At 49.4% G+C, this 259-nt stretch carries 1 protein-coding gene; it reads right to left on the bottom strand.

The window, feature by feature from the left end; translation table 11 throughout:
- Window positions 1–259, bottom strand: a 259-nt coding sequence (locus Q4528_RS14500; protein ID WP_303522346.1) for a hypothetical protein, incomplete at both ends; no start/stop codon positions are given.

Below are 259 nucleotides of genomic sequence, written 5' to 3'. Positions count from 1 at the left end.
ATCTTTTAGTGACTTGGCTTTCTCGGTCAATGACTTTTGTGACGCGGCATATCTATCGGTCGCAGCTTGCAGGTTCATCACGAGCGAAAGCATCTCACTGTTTGCGCTTGTGGCTTCTTTGGTTGCATCGCTACTTTCTGTTATGACCGGTACGGCATTACCTAAAGCCTGCGCCCATGCGGTGTATGATGTGGTCGCTGAGTTCGTGCTGTCACTCAGCAGGATCATTTGAGCGACAATCTGATTGGTTCTCTGGTAC

This window comes from Staphylococcus pasteuri (assembly GCF_030547725.1).
GTDB lineage: Bacteria > Bacillota > Bacilli > Staphylococcales > Staphylococcaceae > Staphylococcus > Staphylococcus pasteuri.
This window is presented reverse-complemented; position numbering and strand designations above follow the sequence as displayed.